Below are 20129 nucleotides of genomic sequence, written 5' to 3' on the forward strand. Positions count from 1 at the left end.
GAGATCACCTCACTTGCACCTGGGGCAGTCCTCGGGGTGCGGCGTGGGGCATCCACCCACCGCTGCGGGCGCCGCCGACGCCGCGGGCCGGAGCTGCTCCTTCGACCTCATCAGCACCATCCCGGCCAGGGCTCCGGCCACCGCCGACACTATGTTCTTGAGAGTCATTCCAGGTCTCCTTGCTCTCGCGGGCCGCGTCGGCAGGTGCTCGCGGCGCGGCCCGGTGTGCGTTTCGCGGATGAATCTCCCAGCCCGGCTGTCCCGGGAACATGAGGCATACGCCTCACTTACGCCCCCTTGGTTCCCGCGTTCCCACCTCGCTGTGCGCCGTCCGACTGAAATCGAGACCCCGTCGGGGAAGCCCCCGGTACGTCACGGAAGGCTCGCATCCGTGATCCTTCTGCCAGCCCGCGCCGCCACAGTCGTCCTGTCCCTGGCGATGGCGCTCCTCCTCACCGGCGCGACACCCGCCGCCGCACTGACCAAGCCGGTCATCAACGGTCCCGTGTTCAACGACCCGCTGGGCACGGCGGCGCAGCGCAAAGCCGTCTTCACGCAGCTGGTGCGGTTGATCGACGGGACTCCCGCCGGGGCGACGATCCGCGGCTCGATCTACGAGTTCAACGATCAGGAGGTCGCCGACGCGCTGCTCGCCGCCCACCGGCGCGGCGTCAACGTCAGGCTCATCGTCGACGACTCGACCTATGTGGACGGCGCCGGCGGCCCCGAGTACACCAACGTGCCCTACCGGACGCTCAGGGCCGGGCTGGGAACCGATGACGCGGCCCGCTCGTGGATCGTCGTCTGCGACGACCGGTTCGAGGACGCGGACGGCGTGGACGACGTCCAGCGCGGCTGCCTGGCCGTGACCCCGCCCCAACCGGCCTACAACCACAACAAGTTCTTCACCTTCTCGAGGCTCGGCCCCTTCGACGACGGCACCAGCTACACGAGGGTCGTCTTCCAGACCTCCTCCAACCTCACCGCCTGGTACAAGGTCGAGTCCTTCAACGACGCCGTCACCTTCACGGACGGCACGGTGTACAACGCCTACGCCACGTACCACGAGCGGCTCCGCCTGGGGCGCACCCTCGCCCGCGGCGACAACAACGCCTACTTCTCCACGCCGACCGGCTCGACGTACCGCGGCTACTTCTTCCCGCGGGGTGACCCGTCGTACCACAACCCCGCCACGGACACCGTCGTCAACGCGTTGAACGAGGTCAGCTGCGCCTACAACGGCACGGACGGGCTGCGGCACCAGAGCGACATCCGCATCGTGACCCACAGCTTTCTCGGCTCGCGCCGCCAGGTCGCCGACAAGCTGGCCCAACTGCGCGGCAGGGGCTGCTGGATCGACGTCATCTACACCGAGAGCGACTCCACGATCACCAGCCGGCTCGACGCCGCCGGCATCCAGCACCGCAGGTGCAGCATTCCCAACGGCCCCGGAATCGACGTCCGTCCGCACAACAAGCAGATCCTGCTCGACGGCGACTACAACGGCGACCTCACCCCGCGGGTCTACACGGGCAGCGCCAACCTGACCGGATCGTCACTGCGTTCGGCCGACGAGGCGCTGGTGCGGATCACCAGTGCGTCGTACCACGCGAGATACCTGAGCACCTTCTACAGGATCCGTGCCGCCTGCGGCGGTTGAGGGGCTCTCCGCCGTCGCCTCCGCGACGACCATCGCGGCCATCGGACCGGCGCCCAGCGCACCGCTGACCAGGAAGCCGGTCCCCATGGCGACGACCATGATCACGTTGCCGGCCCACACCATGGTGTCCACCGGCAGGGTGTAGGCGCCCGCGACCCGCACCACGCACTCCGCGAGCAGTACGACACCCCACACCAGCGAGAACACCCGCTCGGCCCGCCGGAACCGCGTCGAACCGGCGTGCAGCCGCGCCCAGGCGGCCTCGCGGCCCGGGTCGCCCTTCACCACCCAGGGCTTCATGCCGACGGTCATCATGGGCTTGCCGAGCACGACGGAGACGATGATCCCGATCCCGATCGCGCTGCTGACCGCGCTGTCCTTGGCAACCATCAGCCGCGCGTCACCGGCCACGAAGCCGAGCAGCAGCGACACGACGTTCACCAAGAGGATGAGGCCGGCCAGCCCGTTGACCTCACGGGCCGTCACCACACCCCACCCGGTCCGCACCGCCGGCACGACACTGCTCAGGCCGAGCGCCATCACCGTGCTCATCCCGAAGCCGTTCCTCAGCAGGTAGTACGCCCCGAGCGGCACCGCGACGTCGATGAGCAGCGGCGCGAAGTTCCGCAGCGCCCGCCGGCCGTTGGTGGCACTTTCCCTGCTGGTGGTCCCCGTGTCCGTCGTCATGCACCCCAGCTTCGCGGCCGCCACCGTATCGCCGGTAGAAACGATCGTCCGGCCCTCGGCATGACAAATGTCAGAGCGGCCGGTCAGGCCGGTCGGCCGCAGGAGCCCTGCCGGGGCGTCACGAGACGCGGCGGAGCCTGCGCTCGTGCAGGGCCGCGGCGTACACGTTCGCCGTCGTCGCCGCGGCCGTCTCCCAGCCGAAGGAGCGGGCGTGGCGGACGGCGGCCTCGCCCATCCGGGTCGAGCGTCCGCTGTCGTCGGCGAAGGCGCAGAGCGCATCCGCGTAGTGGACCGGATCGTGCCCCGGTACGAGAGCGCCGCTCACCCCGTCCTTCACCGCCACCGGCAGACCGCCGACTTCGGCGGCGATCACCGGGGTACCGCAGGCCTGCGCCTCGACGGCCACCAGTCCGAAGGACTCGCTGTAGGAGGGCATGACCAGGACGGTCGCCGCCCGGTACCAGTCGGCGAGCTGGTCCTGGTCGACCGGCGGCCGGAACAGCACCACGTCGGAGATGCCGAGGCAGGCCGCCAGCTTCTGGAGCCCTTCCGGCCTGGCCAGACCGCTGCCGCTGGGCCCGCCCACGACCGGCACCACGATCCGCTCACGCAGCCACGGCCGCCGCTCCAGCAGCCGGGCCACGGCGCGCAGCAGGACGTCCGGTGCCTTCAACGGCTGTATGCGGCCCACGAACAGCGGGACGAGGGCGTCCTGCGGCAGCCCGAGGCGGGACCGCGCCGCGGCCTGACCGACCGCGACACCGGCGACGTCGAGGCGGAAACGGTCGAGGTTGACACCGGGGTGGACGACGGCCACCCGGTCGGCGTCGGCGTCGTAGTGCCGGAGCAGTTCCTCGCCTTCCTTGCCGGTGTTCGCTATCAACCGGTCGGCGGCCCGTACGACTTGTGTCTCACCGACGACGCGGGCGGCGGGCTCGGGGGTGTCGCCCTCGGCCAGGGAGGCGTTCTTGACCTTGGCCATGGTGTGCATGGTGTGGACGAGCGGGACGCCCCAGCGCTGGGCGGCCAGGCGGCCGACGTGGCCGGAGAGCCAGTAGTGGGAGTGGACCAGGTCGTAGTGGCCGGGCCGGTGGCCTGCCCAGGCCTGGGTCACGCCGTGGGTGAAGGCGCACAGGTGGGCGGGGAGGTCCTCCTTGGCCAGGCCCTCGTAGGGCCCGGCGTCCACGTGCCGTACCAGGACGCCCGGGGCGAGTTCGACGACCGGTGGGAGCGCGGCGGAGGTCGACCGCGTGAAGACGTCCACTTCGATGCCGGTGGCGGCGAGCCGCCTGGCGAGTTCGACGATGTAGACGTTCATCCCGCCGGCGTCGCCGGTGCCGGGCTGGTGCAGCGGTGAGGTGTGCACGCTGAGCATCGCGACACGGCGGGGCCCGCGGGATCGGGTCACGTGCTGGCTCACCTCGCCGGCGCTCCGTCCGTGGCCGCGGCGTCCAGGCCGAGGCGCCGCTCGCCCGCGTACACGTTCATGGAGCCGCCGCGCAGGAAGCCGACGAGGGTGAGCCCGGTCTCCGCCGCCAGGTCCACCGCGAGGGACGACGGTGCCGAGACCGCGGCCAGCACCGGGATGCCCGCCATGACCGCCTTCTGAGCCAGTTCGAACGACGCCCGCCCGGACACCAGCAGAACGCTGCGGGACAGCGGCAGTTCACCGGCCCGCAACGCGCGCCCGATCAGCTTGTCGACAGCGTTGTGCCGTCCCACGTCCTCCCGCAGGTCCAGCAGTTCACCCTCGGGCGAGAACAGCCCGGCGGCATGCAGGCCACCGGTCCGGTCGAACACCCGCTGCGCGGCCCGCAGCCGGTCGGGCAGGATCGCCAGCAGCTCGGGGGCCACCCGGACCGGGGGCGTGTCGGCGACCGGCCACCGCGCGGTGGTCCGTACGGCGTCCAGGCTCGCCTTCCCGCACAGGCCGCACGACGACGTGGTGTACACGTTCCGCTCCAGCGTGATGTCGGGTACGGGCACGCCCGGGGCGAGCCGCACGTCGACCACGTTGTACGTGTTCGAACCGTCCTGCGTGGCGCCCGCGCAGTACACGATGTTCGCCACGTCCGCGGCCCGGCCCACGACGCCCTCGCTCACCAGGAAGCCCGCGGCGAGCGCGAAGTCGTCTCCGGGTGTGCGCATGGTGATCGCCGGCGGCCTGCCGTTGAGGCGGATCTCCAGGGGCTCCTCCGCGACCAGCGTGTCCGGACGTGTGCTCACCGCGCCGTCCCGCACCCGGACCACACGCCGTCGCTCGGTCACCCGTCCCATGGCCTCACTCCTGGTTCGCTCAGCACTCGATGACGTTGACCGCGAGGCCGCCGCGTGCGGTCTCCTTGTACTTGACCTTCATGTCGGCGCCGGTCTCCTTCATGGTCTTGATGACCTTGTCGAGCGAGACGTGGTGGCGGCCGTTCCCCCGCATCGCCATCCGCGCCGCCGTGACCGCCTTGACCGCGGCCATGCCGTTGCGTTCGATGCACGGGATCTGGACGAGGCCGCCGACCGGGTCGCAGGTCAGGCCGAGGTTGTGTTCCATGCCGATCTCGGCGGCGTTCTCGACCTGTTCGGGGGAGCCACCCAGCACCTCGGCGAGCCCTCCGGCGGCCATCGAGCAGGCCGATCCGACCTCGCCCTGGCAGCCGACCTCGGCGCCGGAGATGGAGGCGTTCTCCTTGAAGAGCATGCCGATGGCGCCGGCCACGAGCAGGAAGCGGACGATGCCTTCGTCGTCGGCGCCCGGCACGAAGCTGAGGTAGTAGTGCAGTACGGCGGGGATGATGCCGGCCGCACCGTTCGTCGGGGCGGTGACCACGCGGCCGCCCGCCGCGTTCTCCTCGTTCACCGCCATCGCGTAGAGGGTCACCCACTCCATCGCGCGGCCCGCGGGGTCGCCCTCGCTGCGCAGCGCCCGGGCCGCCGCGGCGGCCCGCCGACGGACCTTCAGACCGCCGGGAAGGATGCCCTCGCGGCCCAGGCCACGGGCGACACATGCCTCCATGACCCGCCAGATCTCCAGCAGCCCCGCGCGGATCTCCTCCTCGGTGCGCCAGGCCTTCTCGTTCTCCAGCATCAGGGCGGAGATCGACAGGCCTGTCTCCCGGGCGAGCCTCAGCAACTCGTCACCCGTGCGGAACGGGTGGGGCAGCACGGTGTCGTCGAGCTTGATCCGGTCTGCCCCGACGGCGTCCTCGTCGACGACGAAGCCGCCGCCAACCGAGTAGTACGTCTTCTCCAGCAGCGGGACGCCGTCGGCGTCGTACGCGAAGAGGGTCATGCCGTTGGCGTGGTAGGGCAGCGAGCGCCGCCGGTGCAGGATCAGCTGGGTCGAGACGTCGAAGTCGATCTCGTGGGCCGCGCCGATCTCGGCGCCGAGCAGGCGGATGCGCCCGGTGCCGTGGATCCGTTCGACGTCCAGGTCGGCCTGGGCGACGTCGACCGTCTGCGGCTCGTTGCCCTCCAGGCCGAGCAGCACGGCCTTCGGGGTGCCGTGGCCGTGCCCGGTGGCGCCGAGGGAACCGAACAACTCCGCCCGCACCGCGGTGGTCTGGGCGAGCAGGCCGTCCGTCTTCAGCCGGGTGGCGAACATGACGGCGGCCCGCATCGGCCCGACGGTGTGCGAGCTGGACGGGCCGATGCCGATGGAGAACAGGTCGAAGACGCTGATGGGCACGCCATACTCCGTGGGGCTGACGAGGCGTGCCGAGCAGGTCATGGCACGCCCCTGGGGCGGGTTGTCGAGCAGGGCCTAGAGGCCGGGGTACAGCGGGTGTTTGTCGGCGAGTGCCTTGACCCGGGCCTTGAGGGCGTCGGTCTCGGCCGCTCCGAAGGGGGAGGGCGCCTTGAGGGTCTCGGCGATGACGTCGGCGACCTCGGTGAAGTCCTCGGCGGTGAAGCCGCGGGTGGCCAGGGCGGGGGTGCCGATGCGCAGGCCCGAGGTCACCATCGGCGGGCGCGGGTCGTCGGGGACGGCGTTGCGGTTGACGGTGATGCCGACCTCGTGGAGGCGGTCCTCGGCCTGCTGGCCGTCCAGCTCGGACTCGCGCAGGTCGACCAGGATGAGGTGCACGTCCGTGCCGCCGGACAGGACGTTGACGCCGGCCTCGCGGGTGTCGGCGGCGGTCAGGCGCTCGGCGAGGATCCTCGCACCCTCGACCGTGCGCTGCTGGCGCTCCTTGAACTCCTCGCTCGCGGCGACCTTGAAGGAGACCGCCTTGGCCGCGATCACGTGCTCCAGGGGGCCGCCCTGGAAGCCCGGGAAGACGGACGAGTTCAGCTTCTTCGCGAAGTCCTTCTTCGCCAGGATGATGCCGCCGCGGGGGCCGCCGAGGGTCTTGTGGGTGGTGGAGGTGACCACGTCCGCGTGCTCGACCGGGTTCGGGTGCAGTCCGGCCGCGACCAGGCCCGCGAAGTGGGCCATGTCGACCCACAGGTACGCCTCGACCTCGTCGGCGATCCGCCGGAACTCGGCGAAGTCCAGCTGCCGCGGGTACGCCGACCAGCCCGCGATGATCACCTTCGGCCGGTGCTCCTTGGCGAGCTTCTCGACCTCGGCCATGTCGACCAGGCCGGTGGCGGTGTCCACGTGGTAGGGGACCACCTTGAACTGCTTGCCGGAGAAGTTCAGCCGCATGCCGTGGGTGAGGTGGCCGCCGTGGGCCAGGTCCAGGCCGAGGATGGTGTCGCCGGGCTGGGCCAGCGCGAACAGGGCGGCCTGGTTGGCGGAGGCACCGGAGTGGGGCTGGACGTTGGCGTACTCGGCGCCGAACAGCTCCTTGACCCGGTCGATGGCGATCTGCTCGGCGACGTCGACGTGCTCGCAGCCGCCGTAGTAGCGCCGGCCGGGGTAGCCCTCGGCGTACTTGTTGGTGGCGACCGAGCCCTGGGCCTCCATGACCGCGACCGGCGCGAAGTTCTCGGAGGCGATCATCTCCAGGGTGGACTGCTGGCGCTCCAGCTCGGCGTCGAGCGCGGCGGCGATCGCCGGGTCCAGCTCGTGCAGGGGCGTGTTCAACAGGCTCATCGGCGGTCTCCTTGTGAGTGGGCACAGTGGGCGGCGTAGGCATCGGCGGACAGGGCGCCGGCGATGTTCTCGACCCGCAGCCTGAACAGCCAACCCACGGTGTAGGGGGCGGAGTTGACGATGCCGGGGTCGCCCGTCAGCGCGGTGTTGACTTCCAGGACCTGGCCCGAGGCGGGGGCGTACAGATCACTGGTGGCTGTCAGTGACTCGATCTCTCCACAGCTCTCCCCCGCCTCGACCCAGGTGCCGACCGCGGGCAGCCGGAGGTGGACGACGTCGCCGAGGGCCCGCGCCGCGAACGCGGTGATGCCGACCGTGGCGTTGCCCTCGTCCACGACCAGCCACTCGTGGTCCCAGGTGTAACGCAGGTGACGCGGGATGCTCATGGCGGTCTCCCGTGTGGACAGGGGGAGTTGAGGCGGGGCGCTCATGACGCGGCGGCCGCGGCGGCGGGGACGAGGGTGCGGCGGAGCCGGTTGAAGAACTTCGGCTGGTTGAGCGAGAGCACGGCGACGGGGGTGCCCTCACGGCGGTAGACGGCCGTGAAGGTGCGGCTGTCGACGTCGCCTTCGACGACCTCGGGCTCGGCGCCCGGGGCGACATGCCCCGCCACCTGGATGCGCACCTTGTACTGGTCGGACCAGAAGTACGGCGCGGTGAGCGGGGCGGGGGCCGACGCCCCGGACAGCAGTGTGCGGGCGGCGGTCTTCGCCTGCTCGGTGGCGTTGCTCCAGTGTTCGATGCGGGCGTGCCGTCCGGTGAACGGGTGGGGGCAGCGGGCGACGTCACCGACGGCGACCACGCCCGGGACACTGGTCGAGCAACCGGCGTCGCAGACCACGCCGTCGTCCACCCGCACGCCGGAACCGGCGAGCCAGTCGGTGTTGGGCCGCACGCCCACCCCGACCACGACGATGTCAGCGGGCAGCAGCCGTCCGTCCGCCAGCCGTACGCCGGTGACCCGGTCCTCGCCGACGAGTTCCGCCACACCGGTCCCGCACAGCAGGCCGACCCCGTGATCGCTGTGGAGCGAGGAGCACACCTGCCCCATCTCGCGGCCCAGTTGGCGTTCGAGCGGCACGTCGAGCGCCTCGATGACGGTGACGTGCAGGCCGAGCCCGTGGGCGGTGGAGGCCACCTCCGCGCCGATGAAGCCGGCGCCGATGACGACGACCCTGGGCAGCCCGTCCAGCAGCTCGGCGCGCAGGGCCTGGGCATCGTCCAGGGTGCGCAGGGTGTGGACACCGGCCAGGCCGTCCATGCCGGGCAGCGTCCGCGGGCTCGCGCCGGTCGCGACGACCACGCCGTCGGAGCGCAGTCGCCGTCCGTCGGCCAGAACGACGGACCGGTCCGCGGGGTCGAGCCTCATCGCGCGTTCGCCGAGCAGCCACCGCACGTCCAGGTCCTCGTATTCGTCCGCGTCGCCGAGCGCGAGCGCGTCGGCGTCGAGGTCGCCCTTGAGGAAGTCCTTGGACAGCGGCGGGCGGTCGTACGGAGTGTGGCGCTCCTCCCCGATGACGACAATGCCGCCGTCGTAGCCCTCTGCGCGCAGTGCGCGGACCGCGCTCAGACCTGCCAGCGACGCTCCGACGACGGTGATCATGAAGAACCTCCGGAGTGCGGGTGCCCGAAAGGGATGGGCAGCCGTCGGCCGGGCTGGTCCGCCCGGCCTTACGACGAAGAAGGGAAACTGTGAGATCCGAGCGTTGTCTCGAATGACACAACCAAGCTCGCTATACGCAACATGCTTTCCGCAGCGTCGGGACCTTGTCAAGAGATGCGACCGATCGGTGCGCAATAGCGCACCACACTGCGTGATACGCAACACGCCGACGCTGTGCCCACAGAGGGCCTGGACATGGCCGTACCTTCCGTATCAATGGCCCGTCCACCTGCCGGAGGCCGGTGGCAGGTGGACGGGCGGTACCGGGGTGGGAGCGGGGTCAGTGCGTGGGTCGCGCGTCGAGCCTGTCCTGAACCCAGGTGTGGAACTCGCCGATGTGGTGCTCACTGGGCACCAGTACGCCGCCCTTGGCGTAGGCCCGTGAACTCATGGCCGGCTGCGTGCGTTCGCAGGCGTCGAAGTCCTGCTGGTTCACCCGGTGGAACAGCTCCACGGACCGGCTGACGTCCTTGCCGCTCTCGACGACGTGCGGGAGATACAGCCAGTCGCACTCCACGATCGTGCGGTCGTGTGCCATCGGGTACATCCGGTGGAAGATCACGTGGTCCGGCACGAGGTTGACGAACACCTGCGGCCTGACGGTGATCGCGTAGTACCGGCGGTCCTGGTCCTCGGCGACCCCGGGGATGCGGTCGAGCCCCTCGGAACCGTCCACGGTGAAGCCCTGCACGTCCTCACCGAACTCGGCACCGTGCCCCACGTAGTACTGGGCGGCGTAACCGTCCGCGAACTCGGGCAGCACCTCGGTCAGTTCCGGGTGGATCGTCGCGCAGTGGTAGCACTCCATGAAGTTCTCGATGATGAGCTTCCAGTTGGCCTTCACGTCGTACTTGATACGGCGGCCCAGCTGGAGGCTGTCGATGTCGTAGCGTTCGATCGACTCGACGTCGCCCAGCCGTTCGACGATCGCGCCCATCACGTCGGACTCGAACGACGGCGGGGTGTCGGCCAGACACACCCACACATAGCCGAGCCACTCCCGGACGTGGACGTTGACCAGTCCGTACGCGGTCCGGTCGATGTCCGGCATCGACGTCAGGTTCGGCGCGGCGACCAACTTGCCGTCCAGGCCGTACGTCCAGGCGTGGTACGGGCACTGAAAGGCCCGCTTGACCTCGCCGGACTCCTCCGTGCACAGCTTGGCGCCACGGTGCCGGCAGATGTTGAGGAACGCCTTGAGCGAACCGTCACGGGAGCGGGAGATCAGCACGCTCTCCCGGCCGACCTGGTAGGTGCGGAAGCTGCCGGGCTTGTCCAGCTCGGCGGCGCGGGCCGCACAGAACCACATGGCCTCGAAGATCCGCTCCTGTTCCAGGGCGAAGATCTCGGGGTCGGTGTAGTGCTCGCCGGGCAGCGTGGCGATCAGGCTCGGGGGGAGGCTGGTGGTGGTCATCGAAATCACCTCGGGAATCGTCAGACGCGCACACGTCGGGGGTCGAAAAGGGAGATGGGGTACTGGGTGGTGCCCTCGGTGGCCAGGTCGGCGAGAATCTCGCCGATCACGGGCACGAACTTGAACCCGTGGCCGGAGAACCCGCAGGCCACGGTCACCTGCGGATGGTCGGGGTGCCGGGCGAGGACGAAGTGCTCGTCCGGGGTGTTGGAGTACATGCAGGCCGCGGCCTTGAGGAAGCGGCCGGGCAGGGTGGGGATGCGCGGGCGCAGATGGTCGGCCATGGCCGCGATCTCGTCCGGGTGGATCCGGCGGTCGAGCGTGTCGGGGTCGCTGGGGACGCCCTTGCGGAAGAAGGCGACCTTGGCGCCGCCGTCAGGACCGTCGAGTGCGGGGAAACCGTAGATCTGGGTGCCGTCCGGGTCCTCCCAGATGTAGACGGGGTGCCGGTCGGCGGTGAACGGGCAGGTTCCGCCCTCGGGCTGGAACCAGTACATGACCTGGCGCTCCACCGTCACGCTCACGCCGAGGCCGGACAGCAGCTTCGGCGCCCACGCCCCGGGGGCGATGACGAGCCGGTCGGCGGTGTAGGCACCGCGGTCGGTGACCACCCACGCCTTGCCGCCCGGGCCGTCGGCCTCCCATCCCAGGACGAGTTCGGCGAAGTGCAGCTCGGCGCCGTGGGCCCGGGCCAGGTCCAGGTGGGCCGTGACGGTGGCCTCCGGCCGGGCTGTGCCGGCCCCGTGCTCGTAGAAGGCGACGTCCTCGGGCGCCGGACTGAAGGTCGGGAAGCGGCGCCGGATGTCGGCGGCGCCCAGGACCTCGTGGTCCAAGCCCCATTCGTGAGCACTGCGCAGGGTGCCGGCGAAGGCCTGGCTCTCCTCTCGGCCGATCATGAGACCGCCGGTCCGGGTGAAGACCTCGCGTCCGGAGTCGGCGGCCAGCTTCTCCCACAGTTCACGGGCGCGCAGCAGCAGGGGTACGTAGGCAGGGTCCTCGAAGTAGGCCTGCCGGTAGATGCGGGATCCGCCGTGGCTGGAGCCGAGGTTGTGGGCCGGGCCGAAGCGCTCCAGACCGAGCACTCGCTGACCGCGGGCGGCGAGGTGACAGGCGGCCGCGCTGCCCATCCCGCCCAGGCCGACGACGATCACGTCGTAGGAAGGGGCCATGTGTCCATCTCCTGGGAATCCGGCCGACGGGGGTGCTCCGGTCGGCGCTGGTGGCCGGTTCAGCGCCGGATGCGGGACATCTCGGGGTCGAACAGGGGCTCGGCGGCGGTGACGGCCGCGACCCTGGCGCCGAAGTACTCGATCTCCACCGGCGTTCCGGGGGTGGCGTGTTCGGCGGGCAGCCAGGCGTACGCGATGGGCGCGCCGACGGTGTAGCCGTAGGCGGCGCTGGTCACATAGCCGACCGGGCGGCCGTCCACGTACACCGGTTCGTGGCCCAGCACCACGGACTGCTCGTCCTGGACGATCAGCGGGGTGAGCCTGCGGGTGACCGTCTCGTCGCTGATGCCGTCGAGCGCGGGCCTGCCGGTGAAGTGCCGCTTCTTGCGTCGGACGGCGAAGCCGAGGCCGGCCTCGTAGGGGTTGTGCTCGGTGGTCATGTCATGGCCCCACGAGCGGTAGCCCTTCTCCAGGCGCAGGCTGTTGAAGGCGCTGCGGCCGGCGGCGATGATCCCCAGCTCCTGCCCGGCCTCCCACAGGGTGTCCCAGAGCTTGGCGCCGAGATCGGCCGTGGTGTAGATCTCCCAGCCGAGCTCGCCGACGTAGCTCAGGCGCATCGCGGTGACCGGGACGTCGCCGAGGTAGGCGTCCTTGGCCTTGAAGTAGCCGAAACCCTGGTGCGAGAAGTCCGTGTCGGTCAGCGGTTGCACGAGGTCGCGGGCACGTGGGCCCCAGACGCCGAGGCAGCAGGTGCCGGCGGTGATGTCGCGCACCTGTACGGAGCCGTCGGCGGGCAGGTGCCGGCGCAGCCAGTCCAGGTCGAGGTTGCCGTTGGCGCCGATCTGGAAGCGCTCGGCCGCCAGGCGGGCGATGGTCAGGTCGCTGCGGATACCGCCGGTCTCGTCCAGCATCAGGCTGTAGGTGACCGACCCGACCGGCTTGTCGAGCTGATTGGTGGTCAGCGCCTGGAGGAAGGCGAGTGCTTCGGGGCCGGTGACCTCCAGTCGCTTCAGCGGCGTCATGTCGTACAGCGCCACGCGCTCGCGGGTGACGAGGGCCTCGGCGCCCGCGATCGGCGACCAGTAGCGGGACGCCCAGGCGCCCCGGCCCGGGATCCGGGCCACCTCGGGCAACGCGGCGTTGGCCTCGTACCAGTGCGGCCGTTCCCAGCCTCCGCCCTCCAGGAAGACCGCGCCGAGGGCTTCCTGACGGGAGTAAAAGGGGCTGATCCGCAGGGGACGCGGGGACTCCATCGGCTGGAGCGGGTGCAGGATGTCGTACACCTCGACGAAGTTCTGGCAGCTGCGCTCCTGGACGTAGGAGGGCGCCAGCTGCACCTCCTCGAAGCGGTTGATGTCGCACTCGTGGACGTCGGTGCCGGGGCGGCCGTAGACCAGCCACTCGGCCATGGCCCTGGCCACACCGGCCGAGTGGGTGACCCATACGGCCTCCGCGAGCCAGAAGCCCCGCACCGTCGACGACTCGCCCATCAGCGGCATCCCGTCGGAGGTGAAGGAGAAGACGCCGTTGAAGCCCTCCTCGACCTTCGCGTCGGACAGGGACGGCAGGAGGGACACGGAGTCGGCCCAGGCGCCCTCGAAGTCGGCCTCGGTGAACTCCAGAGAGGACGGCATCACTGCGTCACGCGGGTGCGCGACGTCGTCCAGCCGGACGGGCATCGGCCGGTGGGCGTAGGAGCCGATGCCGATGCGGTCGACGAGTTCGCGGTAGTACAGGCCGGCGTCCTGGTTGCGCAGGATCGGCAGGGACGCCTCGGTGAGTTCGTCGTTGCGCCCGGCGAGCACCGGAAGCGCCGTGGTCCGCGCGTACTGGTGGGCCAGGGGCACCAGCGGTACCGGCTGGCCGACCATCCGGCCGATCTTCGGGCCCCAGAAGCCGGCGCAGGACACCACGATGTCCGCCGGGAAGGCCCCCTGGTCGGTGACCACCGCGCTGACCCGGTCCCCGGTCGTCTCGATCCCGGTGACGGTGTGGTGAGCGTGGAAGCGGGCGCCCCTTGCCGTGGCCAGGCGAGCCTGCGCCTCGCCCGCCCGCAGCGCCTTGGCCAGGCCGTCGCCGGGGATGTGGAATCCGCCGAGGATCCGCTCGGGGTCCAGCAGGGGGTGCAGTGCGGCGGACTCCTCGGGCGTCAGCAGGCGGCTGTCCACGCCCCAGGAGCTCAGCCAGCCGTGCCGGCGCTGGATCTCCGCCAGCCGCTCCGGACAGGTGGCCACCTCCAGGCCCCCGACCGGCTGGAAGCACCACTGCCCGTCCAAGGTCAGCGCGCTGTACTTCTGCACCGTGTACCGGGCGAACTCGGTCATCGTCCTGGACCCGTTGGTCTGGAAGACCAGACCGGGGGCGTGTGAGGTGGAGCCGCCCGTGGCGAAGAGCGGGCCCTGTTCCAGAACGGTGACGTCCGTCCAGCCGCGTGCGGTCAGTTCGTCGCTGAGAGCGCACCCGACGATGCCGGCGCCGATGATGACCACTTTCGGCTGTGCCGCCATGGTCTTCCTCCAGGTTCGTGTGCTGTGACGGACAGTCAGTGGCCGCGGGCGATCCAGTCGCCGAGGTGGGGCGCTTCGGCCCCGATCGAGGTGGTGTCGCCGTGGCCGGTGTGAACGGTGGTGTCTGCGGGGAGGGCGAGGAGCTGGTCGCGGAGGGAGGCGATGATGGTGTCGAAGTCGGAGAAGGAGCGGCCGGTGGCTCCGGGGCCGCCCTGGAAGAGGGTGTCGCCGGAGAACAGGGCTCCCAGCTCGGGCACGTACAGGCAGACCGCGCCGGGAGAGTGTCCGGGGGTGTGCAGCACGCGCAGCGCGATGCCGGCCACGGTCAGCTCCTCGCCGTCGATCAGCTCCCAGCAGTCGGGCACCCGCATGCCGTGCACCGTCTTCCAGAGCACGGCGTCGGCGGGGTGGAGCAGGATCGGTGCCCCGTGGCGGGCGGCCAGGGCCGGAGCGGCGTTGACGTGGTCGTTGTGGGCGTGGGTGCACACGATGGCGACGAGGCGCCGGCTCCCGATGGCGGCGGAGATGACCTCGGCGTCGTGTGCGGCGTCGATCACCAGGACCTCGTCGTCGTCGCCGATCAGCCAGACGTTGTTGTCCACCTCCCAGCTGCCGCCGTCCAGTTGGAAGGTTCCGGAGGTGACGAGGCGCTCGATCCGCGCGATCACAGGACCACCACCGAGCGCAGCACCTCACCGTGGTGCATCCTGGCGAACGCCTCTTCCACCTCGTCCAGGGCGATGGTCTCGCTGACGAAGTCGCCGAGGTCGAAGCGGCTTTGCCGGTAGAGGTCGATGAGGGCGGGGAAGTCCCGGGAGGGCAGGCAGTCCCCGTACCAGGACGGCTTCAGGGCGCCTCCGCGGCCGAACACGTCCAGCAGCGGCAGGTCGAGCATCAGCTCCGGGGTGGGGACGCCCACCAGGACCGCGGTGCCGGCCAGGTCGCGGGCGTAGAAGGCCTGTTTGAAGGTCTCGGGACGGCCCACCGCGTCCACGACGACGTCGGCGCCGAAGCCGTCCGTGAGGGCGCGAATGGCCTCGACGGCGTCGGCCCTGGCGGAGTCGACGGTGTCGGTGGCACCGAACTGTTCGGCCCACTTCAGTTTCCGCTCGTCAACATCGACCGCGATGATGCGGCCGGCGCCGGCCACCCTGGCGCCCGCGATGGCAGCCATGCCCACGCCGCCGCAGCCGATCACCGCCACGGAGTCGCCGCGGCCGACGCCGCCGGTGTGGACCGCGGCACCGAACCCGGCCATCACGCCGCAGCCGAGTAGCCCCGCCGCGGCCGGAGAGGCGGTCGGGTCGACCTTGGTGCACTGGCCTGCGGCCACCAGGGTCTTCTCGGCGAAGGCACCGATGCCGAGGGCCGGGGACAGCGGGGTGCCGTCGGCCAGTGTCATCGGCTGGGTGGCGTTGTGGGTGGCGAAGCAGTACCAGGGCCTGCCCTTGCGGCAGGACCGGCACTTGCCGCAGACCGCACGCCAGTTGAGGACGACGAAGTCGCCGGGAGCGACGTCGGTGACGCCCTCGCCGACCGCCTCGACGACTCCCGCGGCCTCGTGGCCGAGCAGGAAGGGGAACTCGTCGGAGATCCCGCCCTCGCGGTAGTGCAGGTCGGTGTGGCAGACGCCGCAGGCCTGCACCCGCACCAGCGCCTCACCCGGGCCGGGGTCCGGCACCAGAACGGTCTCCACGGACACCGGGGCGCCCTTCGTGCGCGCCACGACGGCGCGTACCTCGTGCGTCACCCTCGTTCTCCTCGTCGGGGCGGCCGAACGCGAGCTTCGGCCGGATGTTCTTGACGGCGGGGGCTGTCGATCGCTCCCCCGGAGCGATCGACGTGGGGAGGGATCGAACTTCGCCGGTGCCGGAGCGAGGACCGGACCGAGCCACTTCCGCTTGTTGCGTAAAGCGCAACGCTCATCGCCATAAGCAACGACGGACCAAACTGTCTCCTTGCGGACACTCACTGTCAAGGGGTTGGTCGGGCGAACTTGCCATCCCGCCGGCACCCGGCCTCCGGGCGCCCCGGACATGCGGCCGGCCCCCTCCCAGGGACCGGCCGGCCAACATGTCGCCCCCGCTACGGGCCTACGGGTCAGAACCGCCCGAGGCCGCTTCCTCGCAGGCTGTCGTGGTGATCACCGTCGGCCGACGCGGACCGCGGGGCCCTGCCGGGCAGGGCGCTGGTCTCGGCCAGCGTGCGGCCCCGTGTCTCCTCGGCCCACGCGAAGGACACCAGCCAGCCCACCGCGGTGATGCCGGCCCCGATCAGCATGGTCGTGCCGATACCCAGCCGGTCGAGGGAGATCGGCAGCAGATAGGTACCCGCGGCCGCCCCGATGCGGCTGATCGAGGTCGCCACGCCTCCCGCGGTGGCCCGAATGCCGGTGGGGAACAGCTCGTTGGGGTACGTCCACTCCAGCACCGTGGGGCCGCCCGACAGGAGGGCGTAGGCACAGAAGCACACGATGACCACCGCCAGGGGAAGTGCGGAGCCACCGCCGAGCACCGCGAGCGGGATCACCATCAGGGCGAACGACCACACGATGACGGGGCGGCGCCCCACCCGGTCCACCAGACGCAGCGCGGGGAGACAGCCCAGCACGAAGACGACACTGATCAGCGCCGAGCCCAGGTTGCTGTCGTTGCCCTCGCCGAGCCCGAACGAGCCCAGGATGGCGGGGCCGAAGGTGTACAGGGCGAACATCGGCGTGATCTGACACATGTAGAACAGCCCGCAGAACAGCGTTCGCCTCAGATAGGTGCCCTGGAACAGGTCACGGAGCCGGCTCTGCGCGACCGACTGCTCGGCAGCCGAGGCCGCGATCAGTTCCTCGACCGGGACGGTGCGGCCGAGAGCCCGTTTGATCGCCTTCTGGGCATCGGCGGTACGGCCCTTGTTCACCAGCCGCAGTGGCGACTCCGGTGTGCCGATCCGCATCAGCAGGATCACGGCACTCAGCACGGCACCCGAGGCGAGCATCCACCGCCAGGTACCGGCGCCACCGATCTCGGCCATCACATAGCCCACCACGTAGGCGGCCGCCGCGCCGACGTACCAGGACAGGATGAGGACGCCGAGCAGCCGGCCGCGATGCCGGTTGGGCACCCACTCGGCCAGCAGGGACGTGGCGATCGGATAGTCGGCCCCGATGGCCATGCCGAGCACGAAGCGCAGGACGACGAACTGCCAGGTCTCGGTGGCGAACACCGACAGCACCGATCCGGCGACCAGCACGGCGAGGTCGATGGTGTACATCGTCTCGCGGCCGATCCTGTCGGTGACAGGACCGAAGAACAGGCCCCCGACGAAGATGCCGACCAGAGCGGCGGCGCCGATGAGGCTCTCGTCCCCGGTGCTCAGGTTCAGCTCGTCGTTCATGCCGATGAGCGCGACGCCGATGATGCTCAGCAGGTAGCCGTCCAGGAACGGGCCACCGGCGCAGGCCCAGGTGAGTTTTCGGTGGAACTTGTTCAGTGGCGCCTCGTCGACGGCACGGATGGACATCCGAACTCCCGGGGTGGGGGACTGGAGACCTGAGCGGTGTTGCGCTCTCCAAAACTCGCGTCTGCATACGCAACCGAGCATCCCCAGCCTGTCGCCGTCAAGACGGACTGCCGAAGCTCTCGCGACTTCACCGGACGCCGGTCCACCCCCTTACCGCACCGACACGGCCCGACCCTTGACGACGCCTCACCGCATCCGCATGATGTTGCGCATTGCGATGGTTGTTGTGCATAGAGAAACATCGCCCTGACGTGGCCCTGAGAGATCGGACCCCCGCACCATGACGATCAGCCTGAACGCCGGTTCCCTGTCATCGGACGAGCTGGAGGACAGGAAGGATTTGGCCCCGCCGACCGCCACACCGCTCGGCGACCCGATGCGGACCCGCAGCCGGCGGATCTTCACCTCGGACGACGACAGGATCGTCAGCGGCACCTGGGAGTGCGAACCCGGGGAGTCGGCATGGGACTTCGCCGACCGCGGCGAGGTCATCCATGTGCTGTCCGGGCGCATGACCTGTGCGGAGAAGGACGGGACGACGACCGAGGTCGGCCCCGGAACCACCACCGTGTTCCCCGTCGGCTGGCAGGGCACGTGGACGATCCACGAGACGCTGCGCAAGGTCTTCGTCATCTACCGGTAGACCCGGCATTCACCGCACCGAAAACCACCCATCACGGTGCGCCGTGCGCACCCGAACGACGGAGGATGGCATGTCTCCTCGACCGCAGCCCGGCCGTGAGTTCGTCCTCACGCTCTCGTGCCCCGACCAGGCCGGTCTCGTCCACGCCGTGACCACCTTCCTGCTGAGTCACCGTGGCAACATCCTGGAGAGCCGGCAGTTCGACGACCGTCTGCAGGACCGCTTCTTCATGCGCGTGCACTTCGCCGTGTCGGATCCCGGCGTCTCCCTGGAGGACCTGCGCACCGGCTTCGGCCCGGTCGCCCAGGCGTACGGGATCAGTTGGCAACTGCACGACGCCTCGACCCCGACGCGAACGCTGATCATGGTGTCGAAGTTCGGCCACTGCCTCAACGACCTGCTCTTCCGCAGGTCCACGGGCGCGCTCAACATCGAGATCCCCGCGATCGTCTCCAACCACCGCGAGTTCGAGCCCCTGGCGCAGAGCTACGGCATCCCCTTCCACCACATCCCGGTGACCAGGGAGACCAAGGCGGAGGCCGAGGCACGACTGCTGCGCCTCGTCGACGAGCTCGACGTCGACCTCGTGGTCCTCGCCCGCTATATGCAGATCCTCTCGGACGACCTGTGCAAGCAGCTCGACGGCCGGGCCATCAACATCCACCACTCCTTCCTGCCGAGCTTCAAGGGGGCCAGGCCGTACGTCCAGGCACACCACCGCGGCGTGAAGCTGGTCGGGGCCACGGCGCACTACGTCACGTCCGACCTCGACGAAGGCCCGATCATCGAACAGGACGTCGTCCGCGTGGACCACTCGCGCGACCCCGACGAACTGGTCACCATGGGCCGCGACGTGGAGGCCCAGGTGCTCGCCCGCGCCGTCGAGTGGCACAGCCAGAGCCGTGTACTGGTCAACGGCAACTGCACGGTCGTCTTCCGCTGACGAACGGGCCGTCAGATGTGTGCCGCCCCGCACATGTCCCCGTTACCATCGCGTTCCACGAACCCCGCAGAATCCCTGAAAGCGCATGCATATAGTTGCGCTATGAGCAACCACACGGCAGAGGGCGAAACAACCGGTCCCGCGGTGAGCGGCGTGCAATCCGTCGACCGTGCCGTCAGCGTCCTGGAGATCCTCGCCCAACGCGGCGAGGCGGGCGTCAGCGAGGTCGCCATCGAGATCGACGTCCACAAGTCGACCGCGTTCCGTCTGCTCGGGGCGCTGGAGGCACGCGGTCTGGTGGAGCAGACGGCCGATCGGGGCAAGTACCGGCTCGGCTTCGGGCTGGTGCGGCTGGCGGGTGCGGTCACGGGCCGCCTCGACATCACTCAGCAGGGCCGCCCGGTGTGCGAGCGGCTCAGCGAGGAGCTCGGGGAGACCGTCAACATCGCGGTCCTGCAAGAGCACTACGCGGTCAACCTCCACCAGGTACGCGGCCCCGGCGCGGTCGGCACCCACAACTGGGTCGGGCAGCTCACCCCGTTGCACGCCACGTCGAGCGGCAAGATCCTGCTGGCCCATCTGCCGGCGGAGGAGCGCGCCGACGTACTCACGGCGTCCGGCATGGAGAAGCTCACCTCGCACACCCTGACCGCCAGGACGAAGCTGGAGAAGGACCTCACCGAGGCCCGGGAGCGCGGGTACGCGGTGACGCTGGAGGAGTTCGAGATCGGGCTGCACGCCATGGCGGCCCCGATCCGGTCCCGCGACGGCGAGGTCATCGCCGCCCTCAGCGCCTCCGGCCCGGCGTACCGCTTCACCGAGGAACGCATGCACCAGCTCGCCCCCGCTCTGGTCAAGGGCGCGCAGGAGATCAGCCACCGGATGGGATTTCTGGGCTGAC

At 70.3% G+C, this 20129-nt stretch carries 18 protein-coding genes; 4 read left to right on the forward strand and 14 right to left on the reverse strand.

The window, feature by feature from the left end; genetic code table 11:
- Positions 1-9: 9 nt before the first annotated feature.
- Positions 10-168, reverse strand: a complete 159-nt coding sequence (locus ACFU95_RS12970; protein ID WP_383826000.1) for a hypothetical protein — start codon at positions 166-168, stop codon at positions 10-12.
- A gap of 223 nt (positions 169-391) precedes the next feature.
- Here ACFU95_RS12970 and ACFU95_RS12975 point away from each other — a divergent pair, with 223 nt between their 5' ends.
- The gene (locus tag ACFU95_RS12975) at positions 392-1660 is read left to right on the forward strand and encodes a phosphatidylserine/phosphatidylglycerophosphate/cardiolipin synthase family protein (RefSeq protein WP_383826003.1); all 1269 of its coding nucleotides are present in this window, start codon (positions 392-394) and stop codon (positions 1658-1660) included.
- Here the strand turns inward: ACFU95_RS12975 and ACFU95_RS12980 are convergent.
- The 13 genes from ACFU95_RS12980 to ACFU95_RS13040 form a co-directional block, all read right to left on the reverse strand.
- Complete coding sequence (locus tag ACFU95_RS12980) at positions 1556-2347, reverse strand: VC0807 family protein (RefSeq protein ID WP_383826005.1); 792 nt, start codon at positions 2345-2347, stop codon at positions 1556-1558. The two genes, ACFU95_RS12975 and ACFU95_RS12980, sit on opposite strands and share 105 nt — an antisense overlap.
- A 118-nt stretch (positions 2348-2465) precedes the next feature.
- Positions 2466-3722 (reverse strand): D-inositol-3-phosphate glycosyltransferase, encoded by a 1257-nt coding sequence (mshA, locus tag ACFU95_RS12985; protein ID WP_383826075.1) that lies wholly within the window; start codon positions 3720-3722, stop codon positions 2466-2468.
- A 41-nt stretch (positions 3723-3763) separates the two neighbouring features.
- On the reverse strand, positions 3764-4624 hold the full coding sequence (fdhD, locus tag ACFU95_RS12990) for a formate dehydrogenase accessory sulfurtransferase FdhD (protein ID WP_383826008.1): 861 nt from the start codon (positions 4622-4624) through the stop codon (positions 3764-3766).
- Between the two features lie 19 nt (positions 4625-4643).
- Complete coding sequence (locus tag ACFU95_RS12995; protein WP_383826011.1) at positions 4644-6026, reverse strand: L-serine ammonia-lyase; 1383 nt, start codon at positions 6024-6026, stop codon at positions 4644-4646.
- Between the two features lie 75 nt (positions 6027-6101).
- Complete coding sequence (gene glyA / locus ACFU95_RS13000; RefSeq protein ID WP_383826013.1) at positions 6102-7376, reverse strand: serine hydroxymethyltransferase; 1275 nt, start codon at positions 7374-7376, stop codon at positions 6102-6104.
- Positions 7373-7762, reverse strand: a complete 390-nt coding sequence (gcvH, locus tag ACFU95_RS13005; protein ID WP_383826016.1) for a glycine cleavage system protein GcvH — start codon at positions 7760-7762, stop codon at positions 7373-7375. Before gcvH ends, glyA begins: the two co-directional genes overlap by 4 nt.
- A 41-nt stretch (positions 7763-7803) precedes the next feature.
- Complete coding sequence (locus ACFU95_RS13010; RefSeq protein ID WP_383826018.1) at positions 7804-8979, reverse strand: NAD(P)/FAD-dependent oxidoreductase; 1176 nt, start codon at positions 8977-8979, stop codon at positions 7804-7806.
- A 340-nt stretch (positions 8980-9319) separates the two neighbouring features.
- Complete coding sequence (locus ACFU95_RS13015) at positions 9320-10453, reverse strand: aromatic ring-hydroxylating dioxygenase subunit alpha (protein WP_383826021.1); 1134 nt, start codon at positions 10451-10453, stop codon at positions 9320-9322.
- Between the two features lie 20 nt (positions 10454-10473).
- Positions 10474-11622 (reverse strand): N-methyl-L-tryptophan oxidase, encoded by a 1149-nt coding sequence (gene solA, locus ACFU95_RS13020; RefSeq protein ID WP_383826024.1) that lies wholly within the window; start codon positions 11620-11622, stop codon positions 10474-10476.
- A gap of 59 nt (positions 11623-11681) precedes the next feature.
- Positions 11682-14129, reverse strand: coding sequence for an FAD-dependent oxidoreductase (locus tag ACFU95_RS13025; RefSeq protein WP_383826027.1), 2448 nt, complete (start codon positions 14127-14129; stop codon positions 11682-11684).
- Positions 14130-14164: 35 nt separating this feature from the next.
- The gene (locus tag ACFU95_RS13030) at positions 14165-14797 is read right to left on the reverse strand and encodes an MBL fold metallo-hydrolase (RefSeq protein WP_383826030.1); all 633 of its coding nucleotides are present in this window, start codon (positions 14795-14797) and stop codon (positions 14165-14167) included.
- Positions 14794-15879, reverse strand: a complete 1086-nt coding sequence (locus tag ACFU95_RS13035) for an S-(hydroxymethyl)mycothiol dehydrogenase (protein ID WP_383826033.1) — start codon at positions 15877-15879, stop codon at positions 14794-14796. Before ACFU95_RS13035 ends, ACFU95_RS13030 begins: the two co-directional genes overlap by 4 nt.
- 350 nt (positions 15880-16229) lie before the next feature.
- Positions 16230-17642, reverse strand: a complete 1413-nt coding sequence (locus ACFU95_RS13040) for an MFS transporter (RefSeq protein WP_383826036.1) — start codon at positions 17640-17642, stop codon at positions 16230-16232.
- 280 nt (positions 17643-17922) lie between these two features.
- Here ACFU95_RS13040 and ACFU95_RS13045 point away from each other — a divergent pair, with 280 nt between their 5' ends.
- From ACFU95_RS13045 to ACFU95_RS13055, 3 genes are all read left to right on the forward strand, one after another.
- Positions 17923-18285: a cupin domain-containing protein gene (locus ACFU95_RS13045; RefSeq protein ID WP_383826038.1), complete on the forward strand. Its 363-nt coding sequence runs from the start codon at positions 17923-17925 to the stop codon at positions 18283-18285.
- Positions 18286-18355: 70 nt separating this feature from the next.
- Positions 18356-19228, forward strand: coding sequence for a formyltetrahydrofolate deformylase (gene purU / locus ACFU95_RS13050; protein ID WP_383826041.1), 873 nt, complete (start codon positions 18356-18358; stop codon positions 19226-19228).
- 102 nt (positions 19229-19330) lie between these two features.
- Positions 19331-20128: an IclR family transcriptional regulator gene (locus ACFU95_RS13055; protein WP_383826043.1), complete on the forward strand. Its 798-nt coding sequence runs from the start codon at positions 19331-19333 to the stop codon at positions 20126-20128.
- Position 20129 lies beyond the last annotated feature (1 nt).

It is taken from the genome of Streptomyces sp. NPDC057623 (assembly GCF_042800355.1).
Lineage (GTDB): Bacteria > Actinomycetota > Actinomycetes > Streptomycetales > Streptomycetaceae > Streptomyces.